The 25,490-nt window shown below is 67.0% G+C and carries 26 protein-coding genes; 15 read left to right on the top strand and 11 right to left on the bottom strand.

Annotated features, from left to right (window positions below; all coding sequences use genetic code 11):
* Positions 1 to 83: 83 nt before the first annotated feature.
* Positions 84 to 644 (top strand): carboxymuconolactone decarboxylase family protein, encoded by a 561-nt coding sequence (locus G6N44_RS18545; protein WP_163666396.1) that lies wholly within the window; start codon positions 84 to 86, stop codon positions 642 to 644.
* A gap of 1 nt (position 645) precedes the next feature.
* Positions 646 to 1,920: a cytochrome P450 gene (locus tag G6N44_RS18550; protein ID WP_163666398.1), complete on the top strand. Its 1,275-nt coding sequence runs from the start codon at positions 646 to 648 to the stop codon at positions 1,918 to 1,920.
* A 10-nt stretch (positions 1,921 to 1,930) separates the two neighbouring features.
* On the opposite strand, the gene G6N44_RS18555 is transcribed toward G6N44_RS18550, so the two are convergent.
* From G6N44_RS18555 to G6N44_RS18565, 3 genes are all read right to left on the bottom strand, one after another.
* Positions 1,931 to 4,138, bottom strand: a complete 2,208-nt coding sequence (locus tag G6N44_RS18555; RefSeq protein WP_163666399.1) for an elongation factor G-like protein EF-G2 — start codon at positions 4,136 to 4,138, stop codon at positions 1,931 to 1,933.
* A gap of 120 nt (positions 4,139 to 4,258) precedes the next feature.
* Positions 4,259 to 4,687, bottom strand: coding sequence for a TIGR03668 family PPOX class F420-dependent oxidoreductase (locus G6N44_RS18560; protein WP_163666402.1), 429 nt, complete (start codon positions 4,685 to 4,687; stop codon positions 4,259 to 4,261).
* 34 nt (positions 4,688 to 4,721) lie between these two features.
* Positions 4,722 to 5,144, bottom strand: a complete 423-nt coding sequence (locus G6N44_RS18565; protein ID WP_163666404.1) for a hypothetical protein — start codon at positions 5,142 to 5,144, stop codon at positions 4,722 to 4,724.
* A 126-nt stretch (positions 5,145 to 5,270) separates the two neighbouring features.
* Between G6N44_RS18565 and G6N44_RS18570 the strand changes: the two genes are divergently transcribed.
* Genes G6N44_RS18570 through G6N44_RS18585 form a run of 4 tightly spaced genes read left to right on the top strand, consistent with a single transcriptional unit; the run spans position 5,271 to position 9,098 of the window.
* Positions 5,271 to 6,410, top strand: coding sequence for an ABC transporter substrate-binding protein (locus tag G6N44_RS18570; RefSeq protein ID WP_163666406.1), 1,140 nt, complete (start codon positions 5,271 to 5,273; stop codon positions 6,408 to 6,410).
* An 8-nt stretch (positions 6,411 to 6,418) separates the two neighbouring features.
* Positions 6,419 to 7,291, top strand: coding sequence for an ABC transporter permease (locus G6N44_RS18575; protein WP_163666407.1), 873 nt, complete (start codon positions 6,419 to 6,421; stop codon positions 7,289 to 7,291).
* A complete protein-coding gene (locus G6N44_RS18580) occupies positions 7,288 to 8,061 on the top strand; it encodes an ABC transporter permease (protein ID WP_163666410.1) in 774 nt (257 codons plus the stop codon). The genes G6N44_RS18575 and G6N44_RS18580 overlap by 4 nt, the downstream gene beginning before the upstream one ends.
* Positions 8,058 to 9,098, top strand: coding sequence for an ABC transporter ATP-binding protein (locus G6N44_RS18585; protein ID WP_163666412.1), 1,041 nt, complete (start codon positions 8,058 to 8,060; stop codon positions 9,096 to 9,098). The genes G6N44_RS18580 and G6N44_RS18585 overlap by 4 nt, the downstream gene beginning before the upstream one ends.
* Before the next feature lie 103 nt (positions 9,099 to 9,201).
* Here G6N44_RS18585 and pyrE read toward each other — a convergent pair whose 3' ends face one another.
* Genes pyrE through G6N44_RS18600 form a run of 3 tightly spaced genes read right to left on the bottom strand, consistent with a single transcriptional unit; the run spans position 9,202 to position 11,046 of the window.
* On the bottom strand, positions 9,202 to 9,771 hold the full coding sequence (gene pyrE / locus G6N44_RS18590; protein WP_163666414.1) for an orotate phosphoribosyltransferase: 570 nt from the start codon (positions 9,769 to 9,771) through the stop codon (positions 9,202 to 9,204).
* A 60-nt stretch (positions 9,772 to 9,831) separates the two neighbouring features.
* On the bottom strand, positions 9,832 to 10,626 hold the full coding sequence (locus tag G6N44_RS18595) for a HugZ family pyridoxamine 5'-phosphate oxidase (protein WP_163666416.1): 795 nt from the start codon (positions 10,624 to 10,626) through the stop codon (positions 9,832 to 9,834).
* A 30-nt stretch (positions 10,627 to 10,656) separates the two neighbouring features.
* Positions 10,657 to 11,046, bottom strand: coding sequence for a hypothetical protein (locus G6N44_RS18600; RefSeq protein WP_163670129.1), 390 nt, complete (start codon positions 11,044 to 11,046; stop codon positions 10,657 to 10,659).
* 282 nt (positions 11,047 to 11,328) lie between these two features.
* Between G6N44_RS18600 and treS the strand changes: the two genes are divergently transcribed.
* From treS to G6N44_RS18615, 3 genes are read left to right on the top strand one after another with little or no spacing between them, the layout of a single operon-like run.
* Entirely contained in the window at positions 11,329 to 13,101 is a 1,773-nt protein-coding gene (gene treS, locus G6N44_RS18605) for a maltose alpha-D-glucosyltransferase (protein ID WP_163666418.1), read from the top strand.
* On the top strand, positions 13,098 to 14,420 hold the full coding sequence (locus G6N44_RS18610) for a maltokinase N-terminal cap-like domain-containing protein (RefSeq protein ID WP_163666420.1): 1,323 nt from the start codon (positions 13,098 to 13,100) through the stop codon (positions 14,418 to 14,420). The genes treS and G6N44_RS18610 overlap by 4 nt, the downstream gene beginning before the upstream one ends.
* Before the next feature lie 13 nt (positions 14,421 to 14,433).
* Positions 14,434 to 15,921, top strand: coding sequence for an MFS transporter (locus G6N44_RS18615; RefSeq protein ID WP_163666422.1), 1,488 nt, complete (start codon positions 14,434 to 14,436; stop codon positions 15,919 to 15,921).
* Here G6N44_RS18615 and G6N44_RS18620 read toward each other — a convergent pair.
* A complete protein-coding gene (locus tag G6N44_RS18620) occupies positions 15,871 to 16,971 on the bottom strand; it encodes an acyl-CoA dehydrogenase family protein (protein WP_163666424.1) in 1,101 nt (366 codons plus the stop codon). The two genes, G6N44_RS18615 and G6N44_RS18620, sit on opposite strands and share 51 nt — an antisense overlap.
* Before the next feature lie 8 nt (positions 16,972 to 16,979).
* On the bottom strand, positions 16,980 to 18,137 hold the full coding sequence (locus G6N44_RS18625) for an acyl-CoA dehydrogenase family protein (protein WP_163666426.1): 1,158 nt from the start codon (positions 18,135 to 18,137) through the stop codon (positions 16,980 to 16,982).
* Positions 18,138 to 18,682: 545 nt separating this feature from the next.
* On the opposite strand from G6N44_RS18625, the gene G6N44_RS18630 reads away from it, so the two are divergent.
* The gene (locus G6N44_RS18630) at positions 18,683 to 19,450 is read left to right on the top strand and encodes an enoyl-CoA hydratase/isomerase family protein (protein WP_163670131.1); all 768 of its coding nucleotides are present in this window, start codon (positions 18,683 to 18,685) and stop codon (positions 19,448 to 19,450) included.
* On the opposite strand, the gene G6N44_RS18635 is transcribed toward G6N44_RS18630, so the two are convergent.
* From G6N44_RS18635 to G6N44_RS18645, 3 genes are read right to left on the bottom strand one after another with little or no spacing between them, the layout of a single operon-like run.
* Entirely contained in the window at positions 19,443 to 20,009 is a 567-nt protein-coding gene (locus tag G6N44_RS18635; RefSeq protein WP_163666429.1) for an isochorismatase family protein, read from the bottom strand. The two genes, G6N44_RS18630 and G6N44_RS18635, sit on opposite strands and share 8 nt — an antisense overlap.
* A 40-nt stretch (positions 20,010 to 20,049) precedes the next feature.
* Complete coding sequence (locus tag G6N44_RS18640) at positions 20,050 to 20,844, bottom strand: DUF427 domain-containing protein (RefSeq protein WP_163666431.1); 795 nt, start codon at positions 20,842 to 20,844, stop codon at positions 20,050 to 20,052.
* A gap of 35 nt (positions 20,845 to 20,879) precedes the next feature.
* On the bottom strand, positions 20,880 to 21,170 hold the full coding sequence (locus G6N44_RS18645; RefSeq protein ID WP_372508134.1) for a hypothetical protein: 291 nt from the start codon (positions 21,168 to 21,170) through the stop codon (positions 20,880 to 20,882).
* A gap of 114 nt (positions 21,171 to 21,284) precedes the next feature.
* Here G6N44_RS18645 and G6N44_RS18650 point away from each other — a divergent pair, with 114 nt between their 5' ends.
* The 5 genes from G6N44_RS18650 to G6N44_RS18670 all read left to right on the top strand — a co-directional run bounded on the left by G6N44_RS18650 (position 21,285) and on the right by G6N44_RS18670 (position 25,479).
* Positions 21,285 to 21,842, top strand: coding sequence for a hypothetical protein (locus tag G6N44_RS18650; RefSeq protein WP_163670135.1), 558 nt, complete (start codon positions 21,285 to 21,287; stop codon positions 21,840 to 21,842).
* Positions 21,817 to 22,272, top strand: a complete 456-nt coding sequence (locus tag G6N44_RS18655) for a PPOX class F420-dependent oxidoreductase (RefSeq protein ID WP_163666433.1) — start codon at positions 21,817 to 21,819, stop codon at positions 22,270 to 22,272. The genes G6N44_RS18650 and G6N44_RS18655 overlap by 26 nt, the downstream gene beginning before the upstream one ends.
* Before the next feature lie 130 nt (positions 22,273 to 22,402).
* The gene (locus tag G6N44_RS18660) at positions 22,403 to 23,650 is read left to right on the top strand and encodes an MMP alpha-(1->4)-mannosyltransferase (protein ID WP_163666435.1); all 1,248 of its coding nucleotides are present in this window, start codon (positions 22,403 to 22,405) and stop codon (positions 23,648 to 23,650) included.
* On the top strand, positions 23,644 to 24,381 hold the full coding sequence (locus tag G6N44_RS18665; RefSeq protein ID WP_163666436.1) for a class I SAM-dependent methyltransferase: 738 nt from the start codon (positions 23,644 to 23,646) through the stop codon (positions 24,379 to 24,381). The genes G6N44_RS18660 and G6N44_RS18665 overlap by 7 nt, the downstream gene beginning before the upstream one ends.
* A gap of 9 nt (positions 24,382 to 24,390) precedes the next feature.
* A complete protein-coding gene (locus G6N44_RS18670; RefSeq protein WP_179964406.1) occupies positions 24,391 to 25,479 on the top strand; it encodes an MMP endo-(1,4)-3-O-methyl-alpha-D-mannosidase in 1,089 nt (362 codons plus the stop codon).
* Positions 25,480 to 25,490: the final 11 nt, after the last annotated feature.

Consider the following 25,490-nt stretch of genomic DNA (forward strand, 5'->3'; position numbering starts at 1 on the left):
TTCTTAGTCGATCTACTTTACGATCGTAAAGTACGTTGCTAGTCGATCGTAAAGCAGATCGGCCCATCGGAAGGACTATGCGGATGCTGACGCCGTTGCCGGCAGAGGAGTGGGACGATCAGGCGCGTGAGGCCCTGGCCTCCACGGTGCCGCCAGAGCGACGCCGCCCCGACAAGGCGGGCAACGCGCTCTCGACCCTGGTCCACCATCCGGTCCTGGCCGGGGCCTTTCTACCATTCAACACCTACCTGCAGAAAGACTCCACGCTGCCGGAGCGGCTCCGTGAACTCGTGATCCTGCGTACCGCCTTCCACCACGGTTGTGTGTACGAGTGGGGTCATCACAGCGCGATGGCCCGGCAGGTGGGGTTGACCGAGGGCGATGTCGCTTCCACCCAAACCGGCTCGGCGGCAGACGAATTCGATCAGACTGTGCTCGAAGCGGTCGACGAACTGTACAGCGGGTCGCGGATCTCCGCGCCGACCTGGGAGCGGCTGGGGCGGCGCCTCGACGATCGGCAGCGGATGGACCTGATGTTCACCGTCGGCGGGTACAGCACCTTGGCCTTCGCGCTGAACACCTTCGATGTCCCGCTTGAAGACGGTGCGGGCACCGACGAGTTCTACGCGTCGATGGAGAACTGAGATGAACGACAATCGGGATTTCTTTCGCGACGAAAGCCTGGTGCCCGACCCCTATCCGTTCCTGGCCGGGCTGCGGGAGCGTTGTCCGGTGCAGCGGGAACCGCATCAGAACGTGGTGATGGTGACCGGCTACGACGAGGCCGTCGCGGTGTGCAGCGACCCCGAGGCGTTCTCGTCGGCCACCTCGGTGACCGGACCATTTCCCGGATTCCCGGTCGCGTTGGAGGGCCACTCCGACCAAGAGGTCAGTGAGCTCATCGACCGGCATCGTGACGAACTGCCGATGAGTGACCAGATCACCACGTTCGACCCGCCCACCCACACCCAGCACCGCGCGCTGTTGATGGGGCTGATCACGCCGAAGCGCCTCAAGCAGAACGAGGACTTCATGTGGCGGCTGGCAGATCAGACACTCGAGCCCTACCTGGCCCGCGGTGGCGGTGAGTTCATCTCTGAATTCGCCGGTCCGTTCACGCTTCTGGTGATCGCCGACCTGCTCGGTGTCCCTGAGGATGACCGCGCCGAGTTCGCGGCCCGGATGGGTGGGCACGATCAGGCCGGCATCGGCAGCACCGCCGAGCAGTCCGTCGAACAGAATCCGCTGGAGTACCTGTACGAGAAGTTCTCGACCTACATCGCCGAGCGTCGGGAGAATCCGCGAGAAGACACCCTCACCGGGATGGCCGCGGCGAAGTTCCCGGACGGCTCGACCCCCGAGGTCATCGACGTGGTCCGGTTGGCCGCCAACCTCTACCTGGCCGGGCAGGAAACCACGGTGCGGCTGCTGAGTTCCGCGCTCAAACTGCTTGCCGAACGCCAGGATCTGCAGGACCTGCTGCGCGCCGAACCCGCCAGGATCCCGAACTTCATCGAGGAGGCGTTGCGGTGGGAGAGCCCCATCAAGGGTGACTTCCGGCTGGCGCGCAGCGCGACCACGATCGGCGGCGTCGACGTGCCCGCCGGGGCCACGCTGATGGTGTGCAACGGTGCGGCCAACCGGGACCCGCGCCAGTTCGAGAACCCGGACACCTTCGACGTCGACCGCCCGAACGCCCGCAGGCACATCGCATTCGGCCGCGGTGTGCACTCGTGCCCGGGTGCGCCACTTGCCCGGGCCGAGACCAGGGTGTGCCTGGAGCGAATTCTCGCTCGCACCAAGCAGATCCGGCTTTCTGAGGCCGAGCATGGCCCGGAAGGCGGTCGTAGGTTCGACTACGTTCCGACGTACATCCTGCGTGGTCTGACCGCCCTGCACCTCGAGGTCACCCCGCGATGAAGGCGCTCGATCAGACCGCCTTGCGCATCCGGGCGGCGGCTGCGTCGGGCATCGGCTCGTAGCGGGCAAACTGCCGGGTGAAGCTGCCGGCGCCATGTGAGAGGGACCGTAGGTCGATCGCGTACCGGACCAGTTCGACCGCGGGAATTTCCGCCTTCACCACCGTCTTGTCCTCGTCGGCCTTGTCGGTGCCGAGTACCCGTCCGCGCCGACTCGCCAGATCGCTCATCACCGAGCCGACCAGATCGTCGGGCACCACCACGGTCACGTCGTCGATCGGCTCGAGCAGGTTCACACCGGCAGCCGCAGCGGCCTCGCGCAATGCCAACCCGCCGGCCATCTGGAAGGCGAAGTCCGACGAGTCGACACTGTGCGCCTTGCCGTCGACCAGCGTCACCCGGACGTCGACGACGGGGTACCCGACCTCTGACCCGACTCCCTTCTCCATCTGGGCCCGCACACCTTTCTCGACGCTCGGGATGAACTGGCGCGGTACGGATCCACCGACGACCTTGTCGACGAACTCGAATCCGGCGCCCTCCGGCAGTGGCTCGACCTCGATGTCGCAGACCGCGTACTGTCCGTGCCCGCCGGACTGTTTGACGTGCCTGCCGTGCCCTTTTGCCTTGCCGCCGAGCGTTTCCCGCAGTGGTACCCGCAGCTCGACGGTGTCCACCGAGACCCCGTAGCGGCGTGAGAGCGCGTCGAGGACCACCCCGGCATGCGCCTCACCCATGCACCACAGCACGATCTGGTGGGTTTCGGGATTCTGCTCGATGCGAAGCGTGGGATCCTCGGCGGCCAGCCGCTGCAACCCGACCGAGAGTTTGTCCTCGTCGGTCTTGGCGCGAGGCTGCACCGCGATGGGCAGGAGCGGGTCGGGCATGGTCCACGGGCGCAGCACCAGAGGATCGGCCTTGTCGCTGAGGGTGTCACCGGTTTCGGCGCGGCTGAGCCGACCGATCGCACAGATGTCACCGGCCACCACCGACGGTGCCGGACGCTGCTGCTTGCCCAGCGGGAAGGACAGGGTGCCGATGCGCTCGTCCTCGTCATGGTCGGCGTGGCCGGCAATCGGGCCTGAGCCGGCGTGGCCGGCAATCGGGCCTGAGCCGGCGTGGCCGTGGGATCCCTCGGCAGCCACGGAGTCGTCGAAGGCAGAAAAATGGCCCGACACATGCACGGTGGCGTCGGGCCTGATGGTGCCGGAGAACACCCGGACCAGACTGACCCTGCCGACATAGGGATCCGACGTCGTCTTCACCACCTCGGCCAGCAGCGGTCCGGACGGGTCGCAGCTCATCGGCTTGCGGGCAGCGCCGCTGGCGGCGAACACCTCAGGCAGGCGGTGCTCGGGCGGTGACGGGAAGCCGCGGGTGGCGATCTCGAGCAGTTCGAGCGTGCCGACCCCGGATCCGCTGCACACCGGAATCACCGGGAAGAACGACCCACGGGCCACGGCCTTCTCCAGGTCGGCGATCAACACCGACTCGTCGATCTCCTCGCCTCCGAGGTAGCGCTCCATCAGCGTTTCGTCCTCGGACTCCTCGATGATTCCCTCGATCAGGTAGCCGCGGAGTTCGGCAATCTCGTCGTCGTAGCCGCCGTCGGGCGGACGGGTGGTGCGGGTGGCGCCGCTGTAGTCGTAGTGCGTGCGGGTGAGCAGTCCGATGACTCCCTCCCCCGCGGGGAAGTACAGCGGCGCCACTTTGTCACCGAAAGCCTGCTGGGCGCCGGCCAGTGCATTGGCGTAGTTGGCGCGGGCGTGATCGAGCTTGGTGATCACCACCGCCCGCGGCATACCGACCGCCGCGCATTCCTGCCACAACGCCTTCGTCGGCTCGTCGATGTTCTCGTTGGCCGCGATCACGAACAGCGCGCAGTCGGCGGCCCGCAATCCGGCACGCAACTCCCCGACGAAATCGGCGTATCCGGGGGTGTCGATCAAATTGACCTTGATCCCGTTGTGCTGCAACGGGGCCAGCGCCAGTCCGACCGAGCGCTGCTGGCCGATCTCGGCCTCGTCGAAATCACAGACCGTCGACCCGTCGACCACCGAACCCGCGCGGGTCAGTACACCGGCGGCGACCAGCAGGGCCTCCACGAGAGTGGTCTTGCCGCCACCGGAGGGGCCGACGAGCACGACGTTGCGAATGGCGGCGGGGCTGTCCGCGGTGGGAACAGCCCCGTTGCCGGCCGAATGCGTCTTATCCGCCATGGCACTCCTCCTGGTGTCCCCGGGGCGCCCCGCTGCGGCCCGCCGGACCTGCACTCCACAATTCCCCGATGTGATCTGGAGCACAAGGTCTGCGCGGGTGCGTGGACGCTGTCCCGGACGTCACACCTGCCAGGACGACCAGTGGGTGACCTCGACGGTGATGACCGGCCCGTTCAGCGCAATCCGCTCGTACTGCGGATATTTCGCACGTAAGAGTCCATAGCCGGCCGCCATCTGGTCACCGCTGTGATGAACCGTGGCCAGCCCGTCGGCACGGACCCACCACAGGTGCGCCCACTCGTCGGTGTAGTGGTCGACCAGCAGGCTGACCCGGGAATCGCCTTCGATGTTGGCCAGTCGGCGCAGGCGTTGGGTGGACTTGGGTTTGGCGTCGACCGCGGAGTAGATGGTGGTCGGGGTCTGCGGGGCGGCCGGCAGCAGGACCGCGAAGACCACCGGGACCAGATGTGGCGCACCGTCGGAACCCAGCGTGGCGAGCACCGCCGAGGGCGCGGCGGCGAACTGGGCAATGGCATCGGGATCAGCCATCACTCCAGACTAGGTGGAGGACGCCGGCAACGTCTCAGGGTGGCGGTACGTCGCCGGGCAGCACACCGTCATCCGGTAGTGGCGGCAGCTTCATGAGCTCGTCGTAGGTCAGGTCTTCGCCCTCACCCGGTGGCGTGGGCCGGACTGGCAGGACGATCGTGGGCCGGTAGTCCGCCGGCGGGTTCTCGACCGGCGCGACACAACCGACGCCGTAGTTGGTGTTGGCAGGGACTCCGGCGTTATCGACGCAGCAGCTCGTGGCGACGGAGTCGAAGTTCTGGTCGGGGCCGGGTGTGGCCGTCGAGGTACAGCTCTCGTAGCCCTGCACGTCGAAGGCCGCCGAGGCGGGTGCGATCGCCCACTGAGCTGCGGCACAGATGCCCACGAAGACGGCGGCTGTGGCGAGCGGACGCCGGCGACGTGCGAGGCTCGCGCGGAGGGGCGTCATCGGCGTCATGGGCGCCAACCCTAGTCAGCCGGTATCGCCACCGTCCACCGCCGGGCGGCCCGCGATGCGTCTCGCGTGCGGTGAGGCCGCGATAGGGTGCCGGTGCGCGCTTGGTGACCGACGGAGGGTTTGGCAATGATCACGTCCCGGATCGTGACGGCATCGGCGGCTCTGGCCGCATCGGCCGTCGTCGCTGTCGGTCTGGCGGCGTGCGCGCCGCCGCAGAAGGGCGCTGCCGGCGGCGACACGGATACCGGAGTCAAGGTCGCCGAGGCCACGTCAGCGGCCGACTTCGGCGGGATGGACAAGCTCGTGGCAGCGGCCAAGGCCGAAGGCGAACTCAATGTGATTGCGCTGCCCCCGGATTGGGCCAACTACGGCGCCATCATCAAGGCCTTTTCCGAGAAGTACGGCATCAAGGTGAACTCGGCGCTACCCGACGGTTCCAGTCAGGAAGAGATCAACGCGGCCAACCAGCAGAAGGGCAAGGGCACTGCGCCCGACGTGTTCGATCTGGGGCAGTCGGTGGCGCTCGCGAATGTGTCGATGTTCGCCCCCTACAAGGTGGCCACGTTCGATGACATCCCGGAGAAGCTCAAGGACCCCGACGGCACCTGGGTCAACGACTACGGCGGGTTCATGTCCATCGGGTTCGATTCGACGAAGGTTCCGCAGGTCACGTCCGTCGAAGATCTGCTCAAACCCGAATACCACGGCATGGTCGCGCTCAACGGGGACCCGACCCAGGCCGGTGCGGCGTTCGCCGGGGTGCTGATGGCGGCGGTGGCGCAGGGCGGTTCGGCCGATGACATCGCCCCCGGAGTCGCCTTCTTCGAAAAGCTCAATGAGGCAGGCAACTTCCTGCCACTCGACCCGACGCCGGCCACCATCGCATCGGGACAGACCCCGGTGGTGATCGACTGGAATTACCTCAACGGCACCGAGAGCCAGAAGGTCCCCGGCTGGCAGGTGATGGTTCCGCACGAGGCCCTGGTCGCCGGGTACTACCATCAGGCGATCAACAAGGATGCTCCGCATCCGGCGGCGGCCCGGCTGTGGCAGGAATTCCTGTTCAGCGACGAAGGCCAGAACCTGTACGCCCAGGGTGGGGTTCGCCCCGTGCGCGCCGACCAGATGCTCATCGCGGGCACCGCCGACCGCGCGGCGTTCGGTCAACTGCCTCCCATCGACGGTCCGGTGACGGTGGCGACCCAGGACCAAACCGACACGGCCAACAAGTATCTGGCCGACAACTGGGCCAAGGCGATCGGCTGAGTTCCGCTATGCCGGGTAGCACTTCTCGCCGGGATCTACGCGCGGACATCCGGGACGCGCTGCCATTGCTGCCGTTCGTGGCGGTGGTGACGGTGTTCCTGATCGTGCCGACGGTGACGGTGATCGTGATGGCGTTCTTCGCCGACGGGTCCTTCTCGTTCGGCCGCATCGCGGCGCTGTTCTCCGGAACCGCACTGACGGCTCTCGCCAAAAGTATTGCGCTGTCGGCCAGTACAGCCCTGATCGGGGCGGTGCTGGGAGCGGCGCTGGCCTGGTTGATCGTCAGCAGTCCACCGGCATCGATGCTTCGGCGCACGGTGTTGGCTCTGTGCAGTGTACTGGCTCAGTTCGGCGGTGTGGCACTGGCTTTCGCATTTCTGGCCACCATCGGGCTCAACGGTGTGCTGACGCTGTGGGTCAAGGAGAACCTCGGCTGGGACCTGGTCGGCTCCGGCTGGTTGTACGGACTCGGCGGGTTGATCCTGGTCTACAGCTATTTCCAGATCCCGCTGATGGTGATCGTCTTCCTGCCCGCCCTAGAGGGGTTGCGTGAGCAGTGGCGCGAGGCCGCGGTCAGCCTCGGCGCGTCACGGTGGCAGTACCTGCGGGAGGTCGCGGTGCCGCTGCTGACCCCCGCGTTCCTGGGGTCGGCGTTGTTGTTGTTCGCCAATGCGTTTGCCGCCTATGCCACCGCGGCCGCTCTGGTCAGTCAGGGCAGTCCGATCGTGCCGTTGTTGATCCGCGCCGCACTCACCAGCGAGGTCGTGCTGGGCCAGTCCAGCTTCGCCTATGCGCTGGCGTGCGAGATGATCGTGGTGGTGGCAATCGTGATGATCGCCTACAACGCGCTGGTGCGCCGCACGGCAAGGTGGCTGACATGAACCGTGCCGGCCGCCTGGCGCTCGGGGGTCTGTTCGGCCTGTTCTTCCTGTTTCCCCTGTATGCGATGGCCGACTTCTCCACCCGGAACCTTTTCGCCGGCGGGCGCACCGGCGCAGCCTGGCGCAATCTGGTGGCCGACGATGCCCTGTATCGCGCCATTCTGATTTCACTGCTGCTCGCGGTGTTCACCGTCATCGCGATGCTGGTGCTGCTGGTGCCGACGATGATCTGGGTGCGCGTGCGGGTCCGCTGGGCCGCACCGTTGGTGGAGTTTCTGTGCCTGCTGCCGTTGACGATCCCGGCCCTGGTGATCGTGGTGGGCCTGCGCAACGTGTACCTCTGGGTCACTTACCTTCTCGGCGAGTCGGCGCTCACCCTGACGTTCGTCTACGTGGTGCTGGTCCTGCCGTTCGCCTACCGGGCAATCGACTCCGCGCTGTCCGCGATCGACCTGCAAACCTTGACGGAGGCTGCCCGGTCGTTGGGAGCCGGATGGTTGTCGACGATCGCCCGGGTGATCGTGCCCAACATCTGGTCGGGGATCCTGTCTGCGGCCTTCATTTCCATCGCAGTGGTACTCGGTGAATACACCATCGCCTCGCTGATCGGCTTCGAGACGCTCCCGGTCCAGATCGTGGCGATCGGCAAGAGCGACGGCGCGACGTCGGTGGCGGCCTCGTTGGCCACCTTGTTGCTCGGGTTCGCGCTGTTGTTGGTCTTGGCGGTGCTCACGCGGGGCCGCCGCCGGACGTTGGGAGTTCAGACATGAGTCTCGGGGCCGGTGTGCGCGTTGAACTCCGTGACCTCACCCGCACGTACGGCAGCGTCCACGCCCTCGACGGGCTGAGCCTGTGCATCGAGCCGGGGGAGTTGGTGGCGCTGCTCGGGCCGTCTGGCTGCGGCAAAACCACCGCGTTGCGCATCCTGGCCGGCCTGGAGGAGGCCAGCTCCGGCACGGTGCTTGCCGGCGGCCGTGACATCAGCTCGGTGCCGGCCAACAAGCGGGACATGGGCATGGTGTTCCAGGCGTACAGCCTGTTCCCGCACCTGACCGTGCTGGACAACGTCGCGTTCGGTCTGAAGATGCGCGGGAATACCAAGCGGGACAGGCTGTTTCGGGCAGCGGACATGCTTGACCTGGTCGGACTGGCAGCGCACAAGAACAAATACGCCCACGAGTTGTCCGGGGGGGAACAGCAGCGGGTGGCACTGGCCCGGGCACTGGCGATCGAGCCGAGAGTGCTGCTGCTCGATGAGCCGCTGTCGGCACTCGATGCCAAGGTCCGCTCCCAATTGCGTGACGAGATCCGGCGGGTGCAGCTCGAAGTCGGCATCACGACGTTGTTCGTGACGCACGACCAGGAGGAGGCCCTGGCGGTTGCGGACCGGGTCGGGGTGATGAGTCACGGCAAACTCGAGCAGCTCGCCACGCCAGCCGTGCTCTACGCCCGCCCGTCGACGCCGTTCGTCGCCGAGTTCGTCGGCTTGCACAACAAGGTGCGCGCGCGGGTGTCGGGTGGCCGGGCCAGACTGCTGGGCGCCGAGTTGCCGACCCTGCCCGGTTCGATCACCGCGGGCGCGGGTACCGCGATGCTGCGTCCGGAGGCGATTCGGGTGCGCGCCGATCCGGACGGGCCCGCGGTGGTGGAATCCGTGGCGTTCCTGGGCCCGACATCCCACGTGTACATGTCGCTGCCCGACGGCTCGCTGATCCACGCGCAGCTGCCCAGCTCCCGGGCGCGCGCCTTCCAGCCCGGCGTGGTGGTGAGCCTCGCGCTGGAGCGGACCCCGGTGCTGGTGATCTAGCGCGCCGTCGCCGACGCCCGTCGCCTTCTACCAGAGGGCGGTAACTCTCGTGGATGGGCAGCCGTGGCGTGGAAAACGGCGGCGGAAAATCTCGGACGGCGGCTCAGACGTCCTTGACCGGTTCGATGCCCAGGTCGCGGTAGGTGACCAGTGCCGCGAACGGGACCCCGCGCTTGGCAAACCGTCCGGTCGCGATATCGCCGCGGTCGACCATCGGGATGACGCCGGTGACGACGGCTCCGACGGCGGTGACCCGCTCGTAGGCGATCTCGGTCGAGCCGCCGGTGCTGATCACGTCGTCGACCAGCAGCACGCGGGTGCCGGGCTCGAGCCGGGTGCCCTCGATCCACTGCTCGCGGCCGCGTGACTTCTGTTCCTTGCGCACCGAGAACCAGGCCTTGCCGGTCACCATCGCCACCCCGTGGGCCAGCGGGTCGGCACCCATGGTGAGCCCGCCGACGGCGTCGAACTCGATACCGCTCGCGACCGCCAGATCGGCGACCGCGCGGCTGACGATGGTCATCCGCTCGCCCGTGTCGATGGCGAACTTGCCGTCGATGTAGTCGTGGCTCAGCTGCCCGCTGGCCAGCCGGAACGGTTCCTCACGGCGTTCGTACCCGCGGGTGCGGATCAGGTCGAAGGCGGCTTGCCAGGTCTCCGGGCGCTCGGGCATACCCGCGATCGTATTGCACGGCCCGACGGGGTCTCGGGCCTGGCCGGCGCGGTGCGCCGATCAAGCCTGAGCGCGCCGAGCCAACTCGACGGTGGCCGCCCGCAACTCGTCGTACGAGCCGATCGGGGCGGCATAGCCGACGCGGGTGTAGGCCATCCCACGCTCGGTGGTGACCCGCAGATCCAGGCCGTAGCGGTCGGCTCCCGTGCACACCGCCGCGCTGGTGTCGGGATAGCCGCCGAGGACACGGGCCATCGCGGTGAGCGAATCGGCGTGGTCGGCGTTGAGGTGCTCGATCGCACCGGCGGCATGCGGGGCGACGGGGTCGGGTTGGGCGGCGGCATAGGCCTCGCCGGTGGTCGAGTCCATTCGGCCGTATCCGCCGACCCAGCGCACGCGTCGTACCCGTAGCACCCAGAGCGAGAAGTCGCTGTAGTCGATGTAGTAGCGGGCGGCGGCCACCGCGTCCAGGTGGGCCTGGCGGGCCGCGGCGAGCTCGTCGCCGGTGGGCCGCTCGGCGATCCCGGCCAACGTGATGCGGCTGCTGGCCAACGGATCCGAGCCGGCGTCGGGGGCCACGATCGAGATGCTGGCCCGTGGGTCGCCGGCGAGGTTGCGGCCGTGTTCGGCCATGTTCGACACGCACAGCACCGGGTCGCCGGCCAGGAGGCCATAGGTGATGAACGACGCCCACGGGTCACCGTCGGCGGTGAGCGAGGCCAACGTGCCGGCATTCGTCGAGGCGGCGACGGTGCGGGCTTCCTCTGCCGCAGACGGACGTGCCCCCTCGATCACTTCCGTCAGCGGGGGAGGAACCGAAGGGGCATCACCGGGGTCGCCATGATCGCGCGTCACATCGCGACCCTACCGCCGGGCGTTGCGTCACTAGCCGCCGAGCGCGGCGATGAGGTCCTTGATCTGAGCGGTCTCGGCTTCGGTCGCGGGCTCCTCGGCCTCGACGGCCTCGATGAGGTCCTTACGCAATCCGACACCGTTGGCGGCTTCCTCGGTGGACAGCTTCGCGTTGCCGCGGGCAACGTAGAGACGCTGACCGAGCGTGGCACCGGGGCCCTCGGACGCCGTCGTCATCAACTCGTCGTAGCGGTGACGTACGCCGCTGAGGGCGACGATGACCGACGGGGTGACCCGGCTGCGGCCCGCTGCTTCCGACAGCGACGTCTGCAGCTTGCGCAGACCGCTGAGGACCACCGCGGCGCGGTCGGCGTACTCCGGGTCGCCGGTCGGCGGAAGTGCGTCGATTGCGGCGATGTACATGTGCATCGCGGCGTCAGACAGACCAACGATTACTGGTGCTTCACCGTCATTTGGTGCGGACTCACCCACAGGCCATCCCTCGTCGAATGTGTTATCGCCGGCCCATAGCCGACGAGGAGATCAAATGCGGGAGAAACGTAACCCGTCGCCGTCTCTTATTCAACCGTTAGTTTTCCCGCAAACACCGCCCGGACGGTGAATCACGTTGCTGCAGGATCAATTCGGTTCGCGGCGTCGCCAGGAGGTGTCGAGTACCGCCCAAGTGGGTACGTTGGGATGCTGATGGACACCGCCGCTCACGATCACCCTGCGGACGAACACGGCGTGGTCGAGCATCCGACCGCCGAGGACTTCGGCCATGCCAGGACGCTGCCCACCGACCGCGACTGGTTCAAGCGAGCGGTGTTCTACGAGGTGCTGGTCCGTGCGTTCTACGATTCGAACGCCGACGGCGTCGGCGATCTGAGGGGCCTGACCCAACAACTCGACTACCTCAAGTGGTTGGGTGTGGACTGCCTCTGGTTGCCCCCGTTCTACGATTCGCCACTGCGCGACGGTGGGTACGACATCCGGGACTTCTACAAGGTGTTACCCGAGTTCGGCACCGTGGAGGATTTCGTCACGCTCTTGGACGCGGCGCATCGACGTGGTATCCGGGTCATCACCGACCTGGTGATGAACCACACCTCGGACTCGCACGCGTGGTTCCAGGAGTCGCGCCACCACCCCGATGGTCCCTACGGCGACTTCTACGTCTGGAGCGATACCAGCGACAAGTACGCCGATGCGCGCATCATCTTCGTCGACACCGAGGAGTCGAACTGGACATTTGACGCAGTGCGCAAGCAGTTCTATTGGCACCGGTTCTTCTCGCATCAGCCCGATCTGAACTACGACAATCCGGCGGTGCAGGAGGCGATGATCGACGTCCTGCGGTTCTGGCTCGATCTCGGCATCGACGGTTTCCGGTTGGACGCGGTGCCCTACCTCTTCGAACGCGAAGGCACCAACTGCGAGAACCTGCCCGAGACGCACGCCTTCCTCAAGCGCTGCCGCAAGGTGGTCGACGACGAGTTCCCCGGTCGGGTGCTGCTGGCGGAAGCGAATCAATGGCCCGCCGATGTGGTCGAGTACTTCGGGGATCCGGCCACCGGCGGCGACGAATGCCACATGGCGTTCCATTTCCCGTTGATGCCGCGGATCTTCATGGCGGTGCGGCGCGAGTCGCGGTTCCCGATCTCGGAGATCCTGGCCCAGACACCGGCGATCCCGGACACGGCGCACTGGGCGATCTTCCTGCGCAACCACGACGAGCTGACCTTGGAGATGGTCACCGACGACGAGCGTGACTACATGTATGCCGAGTACGCCAAGGATCCGCGGATGAAGGCCAACGTCGGTATCCGCCGCCGGCTGGCTCCGCTGCTGGAGAACGACCGCAACCAGATCGAGCTGTTCACCGCGCTGCTGCTGTCCCTGCCCGGATCGCCGATGCTCTACTACGGCGACGAGATCGGCATGGGCGACATCATCTGGCTGGGCGACCGCGACAGCGTGCGCACCCCGATGCAGTGGACGCCGGACCGCAACACCGGGTTCTCCACCGCCAACCCGGGCCGGCTGTACCTGCCGCCCAACCAGGACGCGGTCTACGGGTATCAGTCGGTGAATGTCGAAGCCCAACGGGACAGTTCGACATCGCTGCTGAACTGGACCCGCAGCATTTTGGCCGTGCGTGGCCGCCACGACGCGTTCGCGCTCGGGACATTCCGCGAACTCGGCGGCTCCAATCCGTCGGTGCTGGCCTACGTGCGCCAGCTCGTAGACGAAGCCGGAGTCGGCGGGGACGCCATCCTCTGTGTGAACAACCTGTCGCGATTCCCGCAGCCCATCGAACTGAATCTGCAGGAGTGGAGCGGATATACGCCCATCGAGATGTCCGGCTACGTCGACTTTCCCAGTATCGGTCAGCTGCCGTACCTGCTGACCCTTCCCGGACACGGGTTCTACTGGTTTGAACTGCGTGGGCCCGAGCGAGAGGCCGCACAGCAATGAACCTCGAATTCGGTGACTGGCTGAGTCAACAGCGCTGGTACGGTGGCCGCGGTCGCGAGTTGTCTTCTGTTACAACAGGTCTGGTGTGTGAGTTGCGCGAGGATCTCGACCTGGTGCTGCTGCAGGTGTCCTATGTCGACGGGACCGCCGAGCGCTATCAGGTGCTGGTGGCGTGGGATGGCGCACCGCTCGAGGAGTACAGCTCGGTGGCCACCATCGGCAGCGATGAGGGGCGGACCGGCTATGACGCCCTCTACGACCAGGACGCCGCGCGATACCTGCTGGATATGGTCGACCGTTCGGCGGCGGTGGGCACGCTGAGGTGTTCCAGGGAGCCGGGGGCCACCCTGTCGCTGGACGCGCTGCCCCGGGTTTCGGCGGCCGAGCAGAGCAACACCAGCGTGGTGTTCGGTCAGGATGCCGTACTCAAGGTGTTCCGTCGGATCACTCCGGGGATCAACCCCGACATCGAGCTCAACCGCGTGCTGGCCCGGGCCGGCAACCCGCACGTGGCAAGGCTGCTCGGATCGATCGATATTGATTGGGACGGTGAGCCTTTCGCGTTGGGGATGGTGACCGAATTCGCCGCCAACTCGGCCGAAGGCTGGGATATGGCCACCGCCAGCACCCGTGACCTGTTCGCCGAGGGTGATCTGTACGCCGACGAGGTGGGCGGTGACTTTGCCGCCGAGTCCTACCGGCTGGGGGAGGCGGTGGCCTCGGTGCACGCCTGCCTGGCCGAGCAGCTCGGCATCACGGCGGTTCCGTTCCCGGCCGAGCTCATGTCGACCCGACTGGCCGCCGCCGCCGAGGCGGTACCAGAACTGCGCGAGCATGTCTCGTTGATCGAGGACCGCTACCGCAAACTGGCCGACGAGCAGGTGAAGGTGCAGCGGGTGCACGGGGACCTGCACCTCGGGCAGGTGCTGCGCACCCCGGAACACTGGCTCCTGATCGACTTCGAAGGCGAGCCCGGCCGGCCGCTGGAGCTGCGGCGCACCGCCGACTCCCCGCTGCGTGACGTCGCGGGCATGCTGAGGTCGTTCGACTACGCGGCGTATGCCCGCCTGGTGGACCTGGCCGGAGACGATGACCGGGCCCGGCAGATGTCTGCCCGGGCCCGGGAGTGGGCCGACCGCAACAGCACGGCGTTCTGCGACGGTTACACCGAGGCGCTCGGCACTGATCCGCGCGAGCACGCCGCGCTGCTGGCGGCCTACGAACTGGACAAGGCGGTGTACGAGGCCGCCTACGAGGCCCGGTTCCGGCCGAGTTGGTTACCCGTTCCACTGGGATCGGTGACTCGCCTGATCGGCTGATACCTTCATTAGCATGCCTAATCAGCCTGCGCGCCGATCGGCGTCCGGCGGGCTGCTGGTCGCGGTGCTTGCTGCAGCGGGCATCAGTGTCTCGCTCATGCAGACCCTGATCATCCCGTTGATCCCGCAACTGCCCGCACTGCTCGGCACCAGCGCGGCCAACGCGTCCTGGGCCATCACCGCCACCCTGCTGACCGGCGCCGTCGCCACACCGATGCTGGGCCGGCTCGGGGATATGTACGGCCCCAAATGGATTCTGGTGTTGTGTGCGGCACTGCTGTTCGTCGGCTCGGTGGTCGCGGCCCTGACCACCTCGCTGATCCCGCTGATCATCGGGCGTGGGCTGCAGGGATTCGGTGCCCCGGTGATCCCGCTGGGCATCAGCGTGCTGCGGGCCGCCCTGCCGCCCGAGCGGGTGGCCTCGGCCATGGGGTTGATGAGCGCGTCATTGGGCGTCGGCGGTGCGCTGGGCCTGCCGTTGTCGGCGGTGATCGCCGAACAGTTCAACTGGCATGCCCTGTTCTGGTGTGCGGCCGCACTCGGCCTGGCCTCGGGACTGCTGTTCGTCCTGCTGGTGCCCGACCTCGAACCGGTGTCCGCCGACCACCGCTTCGACCCGGTCGGCGCCGTCACACTGGGCGCCGGCCTGGTGCTGCTGTTGCTGCCGATCTCCAAGGGCGCGATGTGGGGCTGGACCAGTGCCCCCACGTTGGGGATGTTGGCCGCCGCGGTGGCGACCTTCGGGGTGTTCACCTGGTGGCAGTACCGGGTGCCCTCGCCGATCGTGGACATCCGAACCACGTTGAAACGCCCTGTGCTGCTGACGAACCTGGCCTCCGTGGCGGTGGGCTTCGGCATGTTCGCCTTGTCGCTGGTCGGCCCCCAGCTGCTGGAGATGCCGCGCGAAACCGGGTTCGGTCTGGGCCAGAGCATGATCGCCACCGGCCTGTGGATGGCGCCCGGCGGACTGGCGATGATGGCGGCCGCCCCGGTCGCGGCACGGGTGGTGTCCTCGCGTGGGCCGAAGATCGTGTTGGTGATCGGCTGCGCGATCATCGCAGCGGGCTACCTGGCCGGCACCTTGATGCTCGGCAGCCCCGTCGGTCTGCTGGTGCTCGGCCTGATCGTCAGCTTCGGTGTCGGATTCGCCTTTGCAGCGCTGCCCGCCCTGATCAACTCGGCGGTGCCGGTGTCAGAAACCGCGTCGGCCAACAGCATCAACTCACTGGCCCGCTCGCTGGGCACGTCGACGTCGAGCGCGGTGATGACCGCGGTGCTGGCCCAGACGAGCATCATGTTCGCCGGGCAGGCGTTGCCGTCGCTGGGTGGGTTCCGCACCGCGCTGCTGATCGCCGCGGCCGCCGCCGCCGGTGCCGCACTCATCGCCATGGCGATACCGAAAGGGCCCCGACCGGTGGCACCGGACGAGGCCCTCTCGAAGCAATTCCGATCAGAGCGTGGCGATCTCGTAGGTGTCGAGCTGGTCGACCAGCGTCCGTAGCTGATCGGCGGACGAGCCCAGGGTGTGCTCGATCGCGGTCAGCCGGGCGGCGTAGTGCCCGATCGGGTACTCCGCGGTGACTCCGATACCACCGTGCAACTGGATCGACTCCTGCGCGATGTGCCGGCCTGAGCGGCCGATCTGCAGTTTGGCCCGCGCCGCGATCACCGGGTCAAGCTCGCCGTCGGCAATGGACATTGCGGCGTAGGTGCCCATGCTCTGCGCCAGCTCGAGCGACATGTACATGTCGGCGGCGCGCTGGGTCAGCGTCTGGAATTTGCTGAGCGTGACCCCGAACTGCTTGCGTGCCTTGAGATAATCGGCGGTCAGCCGCAGGGATTCATCCATCGCTCCGACCGCCTCGGCGCACAGGCCCGCCGAGATGCGGACCAGGGCGTTGGCGATCGCATCGCCGGCGTCGGCGGCTTCGCCGAGCGGTTCGGCGGCAGCGGAAGCCAGCTCGATCTGGGCGCCGCGTTGTCCGTCGAACGTGCGGTAACCCTGGCGCGTGACATTCGCCGCGTCGACCAGAAACAGACCGGTACCGCCATCCGGCAGGGCCGCGCTGACGATCAAGGTATCGGCGACGTCACCGGCCAGCACCGGGTTCTTGGTGCCGCTCAGCGTCCACCCATCCCCGCTGCGTGTCGCGGCGGTCGTCACGCTGTCGGAACTCCGCACTCCCGGTTCAGCGTGAGCGAAGGCCAAAATCCTTTTGCCGGAGGCGACTTCGTCGAGGAGTGCACGTTGCGCGTCGGTCCCGACCTCGGCGATTATCGCGCCGGGACCGATGGCTCCGTGCAGCACGGGCTCGGGAGCCAGCCGGCGCCCGATCTCGTTCAGCACCACCATGATCTCGATCTGGCCACCGGAGTCCTCATCGAAACCCAGTCCCAGAACCCCGACTTCGGCGAGCTGGCCCCACACTGCGCGGTCGAACCCGGGTTCGGTCTCGACCACCTTGTTGCGTTTTTCGGTGTCGTAGCCCGACAGCAGGTCACGAGTGGTATCGGCCAGCAGGGTCTGTTCGTCGGTCAGCTGAAAGTCCATGGTTCAACTCACAATCCGAGAATGGTGGAAGCGATGATGGTGCGCTGTACCTCGTTGCTACCGCCGTAGATCGACGTCTTGCGGTAGTTGAGGTAGTGCGGGGCGGCGTGCTGTGCCCAGTCCGGTGAGGCGATCTCGCCGGCCTCGTACGGCAGGGCGTCTGCGCCGGCCACCTCGACCAGCAGTTCGGTGGCGGTCTGCTGCAGCTGGCTGCCGCGAAGTTTGAGTACCGATGAGGCCGGGCTGGGCTTGCCGTCGGCCGAATCTGAGGTCACCCGCATTTGCGTGAGTTCCAGTGCGAGCACGTCGTTCTCGGCCTCGGCCAGCCGCGCGGCGAACAGCGGTTCGGCCAGCAGTCCGTTGGCCGCAGCACGTTCCTTGACCTCGGCGAGGCGCACCTTGGTGCGGGCCACCTGGGCGATTCCGGTGCGCTCGTTGCCGAGTAGGAACTTCGCATAGGTCCAGCCCTGGTTCTCCTCGCCGACGAGTTGGTCGGCGGGCACCCGGACGTCCTCGAAGAACACCTCGTTGACCTCGACGCTGCCGTCGATCAGCTTGATCGGGCGCAGCGTGATGCCGGGGGTGTTCATGTCCATCAGCAGGAACGAGATGCCCGCCTGCTTCTTGGGCGCCTGCGGGTCGGTGCGGACCAGGCAGAAGATCCAGTCGGCATACTGGCCGAGTGTGGTCCAGGTCTTCTGACCGTTGACCACGTAGCTGTCCCCGTCGCGGATCGCGGTGGTGCGCAGCGAGGCGAGGTCCGAGCCGGCCTCCGGCTCGGAAAACCCTTGGCACCACCAGATGTCCAGCGCGGCGGTGGGCGGAAGGAAGCGTTCTTTGATCTCCTGGGAGCCGAACTCGGCGATCACCGGGCCGACCATCCTGGCGTTGAAGGTCAGCGGCTCGGGGACGCTGGCCAACTGCATCTCGTCGAGCCAGATCTGCATCTGATTGGGCGTCCAGTCCTTGCCGCCCCATTCGACGGGCCAGTTGGGGACGGCCAGGCCGTGTTCGTGCAGGATCTTATGCGCGGTGACGATGCCCTCTTTGCCGATCGGCAATCCCAGCCGGTTCTGTTCGCGAAGCTCGGCGGGAATCTTCGTCGTATAGAAGGTGCGCAGCTCATCGCGGAAAGCTGCTTCCTCCGGTGTGAGCGCAAGTTGCATGATCGTCTCCCTGTCGGTGGATCTGACTGCACACTAAACCACCCGGTTGGTTGGGGGTGCCAGAGTCTGGCCGACAGGGTGGTCTGCACCGGAAACCGTCGCGTTGTGAAGACGTTGATTGAATGGATCATCGCTGGCCCGAAACGGCGCGCGGATACCCGATGAGATACCGCAGCCGTGGCCGCAGGGCAGTTGCCGCCGCTCTTCGGCTCGTACCCCCCAGCCCGCCCGGCCGGTGACATCGAACAAGCGTTCAACGTCTACTTAGGCGGCCACGGCTGCTACAAGTTCAAGTTACCAGATTTCCTGGTGAGGGCAGGGATATCGGGGCGAAGAGCAACGCTCTTGAATTGACGCTCAATCTGATTCGGATTGCAGCATCAGAACGGGGTGCGCATCCACGTTCACCGCAGCGACCGTGCCGCTCGTTCAGTTTGCCGAAGTGCTGATTGTCGGACTCCATCGGTCGGGCGACCGGGCGGCGGTACGTTACCCCTGTGGCCAGTCGCCCCGATCTACCCGAGTGCCCGACGGTGCGGGTCGACATGAATGGCTCGGTCGCGATCATCACGCTGGACCGTCCGCAGCAGCGCAACGCGTTCGGTGGTGGGATGCGCGAGGAGTTGGCCGAGGCCTATCTGCGTTGCGACGCCGACGATGCGATCCGGGTGATCGTGCTGACCGGCACGCCGCCGGCGTTCTGTGCCGGTGCGGATCTCGGCGCGGGGGAGCAGACCTTCACCGACCCGGAGCAGGAGTTCAGCGCCGCCGGCCTCGCCGTACCGGCCTGGACCCTGGGCAAGCCGGTGATCGCGGCCGTCAACGGACACGCCATCGGCATCGGCCTGACCCTCGCACTGCAGTGCGATATCCGATTTTTCGCCGCCGATGCCCGGTACGGCGTGGTGCAGGCCCGGCGCGGAATGGTCGGCGACGCCTACTCGCACTGGGTGCTTCCGCGACTGGTGGGTCTGGCCAATGCCGCCGAGATCCTGTTGACCGGAGACACATTCGACGGACATCGCGCAGTCGAACTCGGACTGGGCAGCCGGGTACTCCCAGCCGAGCAGGTGCTGCCTGCGGCACTGGAACTCGCACACGACATCGCGGTCAACACCGCGCCGATGTCGGTCGCGGCCAGCAAGCGGTTGCTGTGGGATTCCTATGACCTCGACCGCGCGGGAGTCGGAAACCGGGAGACCGAGATACACCTGCAGTTGATGGCACACGACGACGCGCGCGAGGGCGTGCGCGCCTACGTCGAGCGTCGGGATCCGCGCTGGACAGGCCGGCCCGTCGACCCCACTAGGTGACTTCGACTCCGGCGGAACGTAATTCGGCCAAGGCCGTATCGCAGCTTTCCGGCGAGATGCCGGCCGTCAGCCCGGTGAGCACACGGGTGTGCAGCCCCGCCTTCACCGCGTCGGAGGCGGTGGCCGCGACGCAGTAGTCGGTGGCGATGCCCACCACGTCGACTGCTTCGACACCGCGCTCGGCGAGCCAGTCCGCCAGCGTGGTCCCGCAAGAGTCGACCCCTTCGAACCCGCTGTAGGCCGCCGACCGGTGGCCCTTCTCGAACACCGCATCCACCGTGGTCGTGTCGAGATCGGGGTGGAACGCCGCACCAGGGGTATCGGCCACGCAGTGCCGCGGCCACGACGTCCGATAGTCGGGGACATCGGCGAAATGCTCACCCGGGTCGATGTGGAAATCCTTGGTGGCCACCACGTAGTCGTAGCCGTGGTCGGTAGCCAGCAGTGCGGTGATACCCCGCGCCACCGCGGCGCCACCGGCGACCGCGAGCGAGCCACCCTCACAGAAATCGTTCTGCACGTCGGTGACGATGAGTGCCCGGGTCTGCCTGGACGACATGGTCCCGACGCTACCCGTCGACCAGCCTTCTGTTCTTCCGTCAGCTCCACGGAGTGACCGGACGATCCATCCGCTGGCCGTCGACATACACATCGACGTGCTCGTCGAAAAAGCAGATGCGGTCGCCGACCGGTACCGCGTCGCTCAGCGGTTCATGATAGGACCAGGCCAGATCGGGGGCACCGCCGGGCACGGAATAGTAGGTGGCCCGGCCTTTGTACGCGCAGTATGTGGCGGTGTTGCTGACGTCGAGCGGGGTCGTGACGTCCGCGCGGGGCAGGTAGTAGCGGGTGGGTAGCCCGGTCTCGAACAACAGCATGGGATCGCAGGATTCGGCCAGTATCCGTCCGTCGAGTTCGACGCGGATGCGTCGTCGGCTGCGCCGGATATCGATCCGGTGGAACGGGTCGTGCGGGTGCGCGACGATCGCCTCGTCTTCCTCACGCCATCCGAAGGTCGAGAAGTCCAGGATCAGGTAGTCGGCCAGGTCTGGGTCGTCGGGCTGAAAGGCCGCGGCGGGACCGCTTTCATCACCGGCGATGACGTCGAATGCCGTGCCGGAACACGTGTGCGCGGTGAACGGCACCGACGGATCCAGGAAGCCGGGGATCTCGTCGTCGCCCACGTCCCCGCCGGCCGGAACCAGCTGTGCCGTCAATGCCGACCGCGGCACCGCATATGTCGGGACTATCCGGCGCGGCTCCCAGACCAGGATGGCTGCGCCGGTGTCGGCCACCGGCTCACCGCCCAGGCAGATCCGAATTCGCTTGGCAGTGGGCTGGTATCGCAGGGCACCCAACTCGCTGCCCAGCAGGTCGGCCATCTTCACTGCCATCGGATCATTATCGCGGCGATGGCAGTGGCTGTCTGCTACTTGACGTCGATATACACCGTGCGCTGCGTGACGGCGCTCAGTGTGTCGGTGCGACTGAAGTTGGGCCCGGGCCGCACGGCGACGACGGTCGCCTCGCTCAGCGGTGAGGAACCCAGGCGGTTGACGATCACCGTGTAACCCTGGGACTGCAGCTCTTTGATGGTCTCTTGGGCGTTGCTGGGTCCGTCGGGTGCGGCAGCTGCGGGGCCTGCGAGGCTGATGGTCACCGCGGCGACGCCTGCGACCACGGCGACGATGATCCGGGACTTTCCAATTCTGGTTCGCACGGGACTGCCTCTCGTTTCCGATATTCGCTACGCTTGCCGATGCCGGATGAAACCGGCAGCTCAGGCGCTTTAGTTCCGATGGCAGAAATTGATCGCTTCAATGACCGGATCTGTGTGAAGGCAGCGAAATTAGCAGCCCTGCGGCTGCGGCAGCGCGACGGCGTCACCTGTGGCCCGACGGTCGCGGTGGTGGCCGGTGCCATGCTCGATCACGTCTACCGAGCGGAGTTGCTGCACCCCGATGGTGATACCTGGTTCGCTGCGGAGCAGGGCCGAATTCACGCGGCGGTCAACAGGATTTGGCCCCGGCGACTGGGGACCACGCCCGCGGGGATGGCCCGTGCACTGACCGACCACAGCGCGAAACGTGGAGTGACGTATCGATGGCGACGCTTCCGTGGTTCCGGCGATGCATTGTCGGATGTGTGCCGCGCTGTCGCGGAGGGCTGGCCGGTGCCGATGCTCGTCGGCCGGCGAGCGGTGCCACGGCACTGGGTGCTGATCGTCGGCGAGGGCCGGGATGTTCTGGAGTGCTACGAACCGTCGTCGGGCAACGTGGTGGCGGTCGGCGTCGCGGCGGTGCGCGGCGCGCGGCTGACCGGATTGGGTTTTCCCCGGCCCTACGCGTTTGTTCTACCGTCGACGCATGGCCCGGAAATACGCGACCGCTGACCGAGTGGGCATCGACGAACTCCTGGATTTCGTGCGCCCCAGACACCACATGGTGCTGACCACGTTCCGGGCCGACGGCTCGCTGCAGACGTCACCGGTGACCGGCGGGGTGGATGAGCACGGGCGCGTCGTGATCGCGAGCTACCCGCAGCGGGCCAAGGCAGCCAACCTCCGGCGCACGCCCCGGGCCAGCGTGACCGTGCTGTCCGAGGAGTTCAACGGACCGTACGTGCAGATCGACGGCGACGCCGAGGTGATCGGATTGCCGGATGCGGTGGAGCCGCTGGTCGACTACTTCCGCACGGTCGCCGGTGAACACCCCGATTGGGATGAGTACCGGCAGGCGATGGTGGATCAGCGCAAGTGTCTGATCCGGATCACGCCTACGCGCTGGGGGCCCGTTGCCACGGGTGGCTTCCCTCCGGCGTGAGCGCCGGCCGACGCGTTGCGTTGGCTAGCAGGTCAAACTATAGTCTGGACACATGTCCAGAGGGTTCGGAGTCGACGCGTGAGCGTGTATTCCCAGCTCAGCACGATTCCGGCCGTCGGGTGATCTGATTATGCGTATCGCGTTGCTGTCCTATCGGAGCAAGACCCACTGCGGTGGCCAGGGCGTCTACGTGCGTTATCTGAGCCGCGGTCTCGCCGAACTCGGCCATCACGTCGAGGTGTTCTCGGGCCAGCCCTATCCCGAGGGTCTGGATCCGCGGGTGACGCTCACCAAGGTACCGAGCCTCGACCTCTACCGCGAACCGGACCCGTTCCGGGTGCCCAAGCCCAGCGAGATCCGCGACCACATCGACGCCCTGGAACTGGGCACGATGTGGAGCGCCGGGTTCCCGGAGCCGCGGACGTTCACGATGCGGGTGGCCCGGATCCTGGCGGCGCGCCGCGACGAGTTCGACGTGGTGCACGACAACCAGAGCCTGGGTTCGGCACTGTTGAAGATCGCCGGCCTCGGCCTGCCGGTCGTCGCGACCGTGCACCACCCGATCACCCGCGACCGGGTGGTCGACGTCGCTGCCGCCAAGTGGTGGCGCAAACCGCTGGTGCGGCGCTGGTACGGGTTCGCCGAGATGCAGAAGAAGGTGGCCCGCAAGATCCCCGAACTGCTCACGGTGTCGTCATCCTCGGCTGCCGACATCGCCGAGGACTTCGGGGTGACACCGAATCAGCTGCATATCGTGCCGCTCGGGGTGGACACCGAACTGTTCAAGCCTGCCGAGCATCGGGTGCGCGGGCGCATCATCGCGATCGCGAGCGCTGATGTGCCGCTCAAGGGGGTCAGTCACCTCCTGCATGCCGTGGCCCGGTTGCGCGTGGCGCGCGACCTCGACGTGCAGTTGGTGTCCAAGCTCGAACCGAACGGGCCGACCGAGAAACTCATTGCCGAGCTTGGTATTTCCGACATCGTGCACAGCTCCAGCGGGCTGAGCGATGAGGAGCTCGCCGCGCTGCTGTCCTCCGCCGAGGTGGCCTGCATCCCGTCGCTGTACGAGGGCTTCTCCCTGCCGGCCGTGGAAGCCATGGCCAGCGGAACCCCGATCGTGGCCAGTCGCGCGGGTGCCCTGCCCGAGGTGGTCGGCGACGACGGGGCCTGCGCCCGGTTGGTGCGCCCGGCCGACGTCGACGAACTGACCGCCGTGCTCGGCGAACTGCTCGACTCGCCGTCGGAGCGCCGCAGGCTCGGCGCCGCCGGACGCCAGCGGGCGCTCGAGGTCTTCAGTTGGGAATCGGTTGCCGCACAGACGGTATCGGTGTACGAGATGGCCCGTGCGCGGGTAGCGAAGAAGGAGGCGTCATGCTGACCGTCGATTTCGACCGTCTCGGTGTCGGACCAGGCACCACGGTGATCGACGTCGGCTGTGGCGCGGGCCGGCACACCTTCGAGGCCTACCGGCGCGGCGCGTCCGTCGTCGGCTTCGACCAGAGCGTGTCCGACCTCAACGATGTCGACACGATGCTGCAGGCCATGCGGGAAGAGGGCGAGGTCCCGCTGTCGGCCAAGGGCGAGGCCGTCAAGGGTGACGCGCTCGACCTCCCGTATCCCGACGCCAGCTTCGACTGCGTGATCGCCTCGGAGATCCTGGAGCACGTCCCGCAGGACGAGCGCGCCATCGCCGAACTCGTGCGCGTCCTCAAACCCGGTGGCGCGCTGGCCATCACCGTCCCGCGCTGGCTCCCGGAGAAGCTGTGCTGGCTGCTGTCGGACGAGTACCATGCCAACGAGGGCGGACACATCCGCATCTACAAGGCCGATGAATTGCGCGACAAGGTGCTGGCGCACGGGCTCACGCTCACCCATACGCACCACGAGCACGCGCTGCACTCACCGTACTGGTGGCTGAAATGTCTGGTCGGCACCGAGAAGAACGACCACTTCGCGGTCAAGGCCTATCACCAGTTGCTGGTGTGGGACATGATGGGCAAGCCCTGGGTCACCCGCACCGCCGAGTCGGTACTGAACCCGGTGATCGGCAAGAGCGTCGCCATGTATTTCGTCAAGCCCGCCGTCCGCGAGCCGGAATCGAACGGGTAGGCCGTAGCGGTGCGAGTTCCTGAGATCCCCGGTGTGCCCGGAGTTTTGACGCCCGAAGACTGCCTGCAGACGGCGCGGTCGATTGCCGCGACCCAGGAATCTTCGGGGGCGTTGCCGTGGTTCGACGGTGGCCACACCGACCCGTGGGACCACGTGGAGAACGCCATGGCGCTGACCGTGGCCGGGTTGATCGAACCGGCCCGGGCGGCCTTCGACTGGTGCCGCACCGTGCAGCGTCCGGACGGTTCCTGGCCGATCCAATTGCGTAACGGTGTCATCGAGGACGCCAACAGCGACAGCAACTTCTGTGCCTATGTGGCGACCGGAGTCTGGCACCACGTGATGATCACCGGGGACCGCACCTTCGCCGAGTTGATGTGGCCGGTGGTGACCCGCGCGCTCGACTTCGTGTTGGGCCTGCAGGCCCCCGGCGGCGAGATCTACTGGGCGGCAAGCCCGTCCGGCCCGGTTGAAGAGGCGCTGCTGACGGGCTGCGCCAGTGTGTACCACAGCATCCGGTGCGGGCTGGCGCTCGCCGACTATCTCGACGACCCCCAGCCGGAATGGGAAGTCGCCGTAGGGCGACTCGGCCACGCTATCGCCACACACCCAGAGGCGTTCTCCGCCAAGGACACCCACGCGATGGAGTGGTATTACCCGGTACTCGGCGGTGCGCTGCGCGGGGCAGCGGCCCGAGCGCGCATCGACGACCGGTGGGCCGACTTCGTGGTGCCCGGACTGGGCATCCGTTGCGTCGATCACCGGCCGTGGGTCACCGGCGCAGAGACCTGCGAACTGGTGATGGCCCTGGACGCGATCGGTGACACCCGGCGAGCCCAGGAGCAGTTCGCGGCCATGCAGCACCTACGCGAAGACGACGGTTCCTATTGGACCGGTTTGGTTTTCGCCGACGGCAAGCGCTGGCCGGAGGAACGCACCACCTGGACCGGCGCGGCCATGATCCTGGCCGCCGACGCGCTGTCGCAGACCACCACGGCCGGCGGCATCTTCCGGGGCGTCGGGCTGCCGCGAGGCCTGGAGGGCGAGTACGACTGCGAGTGTGTGGCGGGGCGGTCGCACCTGGATAAACGGGCGTAGCCAGTAGCTAT

Source organism: Mycolicibacterium alvei, from assembly GCF_010727325.1.
GTDB lineage: Bacteria > Actinomycetota > Actinomycetes > Mycobacteriales > Mycobacteriaceae > Mycobacterium > Mycobacterium alvei.